The 3,987-nt window shown below is 51.8% G+C and carries 3 protein-coding genes; 1 reads left to right on the top strand and 2 read right to left on the bottom strand.

Going from position 1 to position 3,987, the window contains the following annotated elements; all coding sequences use genetic code 11:
- Window positions 1-882, bottom strand: an 882-nt coding sequence (locus HUF18_RS15415) for an elongation factor Tu (protein ID WP_225692816.1), incomplete at its 3' end; no start/stop codon positions are given.
- 314 nt (window positions 883-1,196) lie between these two features.
- Between HUF18_RS15415 and fusA the strand changes: the two genes are divergently transcribed.
- Window positions 1,197-3,284 (top strand): elongation factor G, encoded by a 2,088-nt coding sequence (fusA, locus tag HUF18_RS15410; protein WP_145471124.1) that lies wholly within the window; start codon window positions 1,197-1,199, stop codon window positions 3,282-3,284.
- Window positions 3,285-3,530: 246 nt separating this feature from the next.
- Here the strand turns inward: fusA and HUF18_RS15405 are convergent.
- The coding region (locus HUF18_RS15405; protein WP_255606160.1) for an EF-Tu C-terminal domain-related protein at window positions 3,531-3,987 on the bottom strand (457 nt) is incomplete at its 5' end.

Genomic DNA, 3,987 nt, shown 5'->3' with positions numbered 1-3,987 from the left:
ACCACGCAGCAGAACACCTACGTTCTCACCAGCACGGCCTTCGTCCAGGATCTTACGGAACATCTCAACACCAGTACAGGTAGTTTTGATGGTCTCTTTGATACCGATGATGGACAGTTCTTCACCAGTGCGAACGATACCACGCTCAACACGGCCGGTAACAACAGTACCACGACCCTGGATAGAGAATACGTCTTCGATTGGCATCAGGAAGGCGCCGTCGATAGCACGCTCTGGCTCAGGGATATAAGAATCCAGAGTTTCTACCAGCTTCTTAACAGCGGTAGTACCCATTTCGTTCTCATCTTCGCCGTTCAGGGCCATCAGAGCAGAACCCGGGATGATTGGAGTGTCGTCGCCTGGGAAGTCGTATTCAGACAGCAGGTCACGCAGTTCCATTTCAACCAGTTCCAGCATCTCTGCGTATTCTTCAGAATCGGCACCGCCGCAATCTTCAGCCAGCAGGTCAGCTTTGTTCAGGAATACAACGATGTAAGGTACACCAACCTGACGGGACAGCAGGATGTGCTCACGGGTCTGAGGCATTGGGCCGTCAGTAGAACCGCACACCAGGATCGCGCCATCCATCTGCGCAGCACCGGTGATCATGTTTTTAACATAGTCAGCGTGGCCCGGGCAGTCTACGTGTGCGTAGTGACGGTTCGGAGATTCGTATTCTACGTGGGAGGTAGAAATGGTGATACCACGCTCACGCTCTTCAGGAGCATTGTCGATACCGTCGAACGCTACCGCTGCACCGCCCCATACTTCGGAACATACGCGGGTCAGAGCCGCAGTCAGAGTGGTTTTACCGTGGTCAACGTGACCGATAGTACCAACGTTTACGTGGGGTTTTGAACGTTCAAACGTTTCCTTTGCCACAGCCAAGTCCTCATAAAAGTCTGATGATCCGGCGGGCAGGATCCGTAATCCTGGCACGCCCATAAGGGCCGCAATCATACCCCGGAAGGCAAAACTGTCAACTCCCGGCCTGTTATTTCACAGCAGATACGTCAGCCGATGAACCCGGCAGCGGCGTAACACAGATAACGGAGCGGCTGAAATTGCTTATTTTTCAGTCTGCAGCGCAAATTTCTTGGTAAAACCTGCCTCTGCAGATCAAAAACGACGAGAAAAAGGAGGAGAAAACAGGTAAAGTAGCGCGCGAATTTTGTCTCTGCTAACCGAGTAATGTTATGACAGATCTTTCCTTATACAGAAACATTGGTATTTTCGCCCACGTTGATGCGGGCAAAACGACCACCACCGAACGTATCCTGAAGCTGACCGGTAAAATCCACCGTCTGGGCGAAGTACACGATGGCGAATCCACCACCGACTTCATGGAACAGGAAGCTGAACGCGGTATTACCATTCAGTCTGCGGCGGTAAGCTGTTTCTGGAACGGCCACCGTTTCAACGTTATTGACACCCCTGGACACGTTGACTTCACCGTTGAAGTATATCGTTCCCTGAAAGTACTGGACGGCGGTATCGGCGTATTCTGTGGTTCAGGTGGTGTTGAGCCACAATCTGAAACCAACTGGCGCTATGCGAACGACTCAGAAGTATCCCGTCTGATCTTCGTTAACAAACTGGACCGTCTGGGCGCTGATTTCATGCGCGTTGTTGACCAGGTACGTAACGTACTGGGCGCAAACCCGCTGATCATGGTTCTGCCTATCGGCCGCGAAGATGAGTTCGTTGGTGTTGTTGACCTGCTGAGCCGCAAGGCGTTTGTATGGGACGATTCTGGCCAGCCAGAAAACTACACCGTACAGGACGTGCCAGCCGACATGGTTGACGACGTTGAAATGTACCGTGAACAGCTGATCGAATCTGCTGTTGAAATGGACGACGACCTGATGATGGCTTACATGGAAGGCGAAGAGCCATCTATTGAAGACATCAAGCGCTGCATCCGTATCGGTACCCGCGACCTGAAATTCTTCCCGACCTACTGTGGTTCTGCCTTTAAGAACAAAGGCATGCAGCTGCTGCTGGACGCGGTTGTAGATTACCTGCCAGCTCCTACTGAAGTTGAGCCTCAGGATCTGACCGACGAAGAAGGTAACCCGACTGGCCAGAAAGCTATCGTTTCTGCTGATGAGCCACTGCGCGCCCTGGCGTTCAAAATCATGGACGACCGTTTCGGCGCCCTGACCTTTATCCGTATTTACTCTGGTGTAATGCGCAAAGGTGATACCGTACTGAACAGCTTCACCGGTAAAACCGAGCGTATCGGCCGTATGGTTGAGATGCAGGCTAACGAACGTAACGAAATCGATTACGCTCAGGCCGGTGACATCCTTGCCGTTGTTGGTATGAAGAACGTTCAGACTGGTCATACCCTGTGTGATCCTAAGCACGAATGTACTCTGGAAGCCATGGTGTTCCCTGAGCCGGTAATCTCTATCGCAGTACAGCCTAAAGATAAAGGCGCTGTTGATAAGATGGGTATTGCGATCGGTAAAATGGTTGCTGAAGATCCGACCTTCCAGGTTGAGACTGACGAAGACTCAGGCGAAACCATTCTGAAAGGTATGGGCGAACTGCACCTGGATATTAAAGTCGACATTCTGAAGCGTACCTACGGTGTTGAACTGATCGTTGGTCAGCCACAGGTTGCTTACCGCGAAACCATCACCAAGCCAATCGAAGACAGCTACACCCACAAGAAGCAGTCTGGTGGTTCTGGTCAGTACGGTAAGATCGATTACCGTATCCGTCCTGCCGAGCCAGGTACTGGCTTCAAGTTCACCTCTTCTGTTGTGGGCGGTAACGTACCTAAGGAATTCTGGCCTGCGGTTGAGAAAGGCTTCCGTCTGATGATGGCTGAAGGTCCTCTGGCCGGCTTCCAGGTTCTGGACGTTGAAGTTGAACTGTTCGACGGTTCTTACCACGCGGTTGACTCCTCGGCGATCGCGTTCGAAATCGCTGCGAAAGGCGCTTTCCGTCAGTCCATGCCAAAAGCTGGCGCTCAGCTGCTGGAACCAATCATGAAAGTGGACGTGTTCACTCCGGAAGATCACGTTGGTGATGTTATCGGTGACCTGAACCGTCGTCGCGGCATGATCAAGGATCAGGAAGCTGGCGTGACTGGCGTTCGCATCAAGGCAGACGTACCGCTGTCCGAAATGTTCGGTTACATCGGTCACCTGCGTACCATGACTTCTGGCCGTGGCCAGTTCTCCATGGAATTCTCTCACTACATGCCATGCCCGGCTAACGTAGCAGAGAAAGTGATCGCTGAAGCCAAAGCACGTAAAGAAGCAGCTAAGTAATTAGCCGCTGATTAAAGAACCCGCCCGGTGTAAGCCGCGCGGGTTTTTTATTGCCTGCACAATGAAGCAAAAAACGACGAAGCGACAAATCACAGGCATAAAAAAGCCCGCATAATGCGGACTTCAGACGAACTATACTCCCCTGCCAGACAGACTCAGGCGGTCACAGATAATCGGCTCAGAATCCAGAGACAGGCATAAAAAAACCGGGCAGAGCCCGGTTCTTTTTTATAGCAGGATATCGAATTATTCGATGATCTTGGCTACAACACCAGCGCCAACAGTACGACCGCCTTCACGGATCGCAAAACGCAGACCTTCATCCATCGCAATAGGAGCGATCAGAGTGATGGTCAGCTTAACGTTGTCACCTGGCATTACCATCTCAACGCCTTCTGGCAGCTCACAAGCACCAGTTACGTCAGTGGTACGGAAGTAGAACTGTGGACGGTAACCTTTGAAGAATGGAGTGTGACGACCACCTTCATCTTTACCCAGTACGTATACTTCAGATTCGAACTTGGTGTGAGGAGTGATAGAACCTGGCTTCGCCAGAACCTGACCACGCTCAACTTCGTCACGCTTGGTACCACGCAGCAGAACACCTACGTTCTCACCGGCACGGCCTTCGTCCAGGATCTTACGGAACATCTCAACACCGGTACAGGTAGTCTTGATGGTCTCTTTGATACCAATGATGGAC

It is taken from the genome of Thalassolituus sp. ST750PaO-4 (assembly GCF_020320405.1).
Lineage (GTDB): Bacteria > Pseudomonadota > Gammaproteobacteria > Pseudomonadales > Oceanobacteraceae > Venatoribacter > Venatoribacter alkanivorans.
This window is presented reverse-complemented; position numbering and strand designations above follow the sequence as displayed.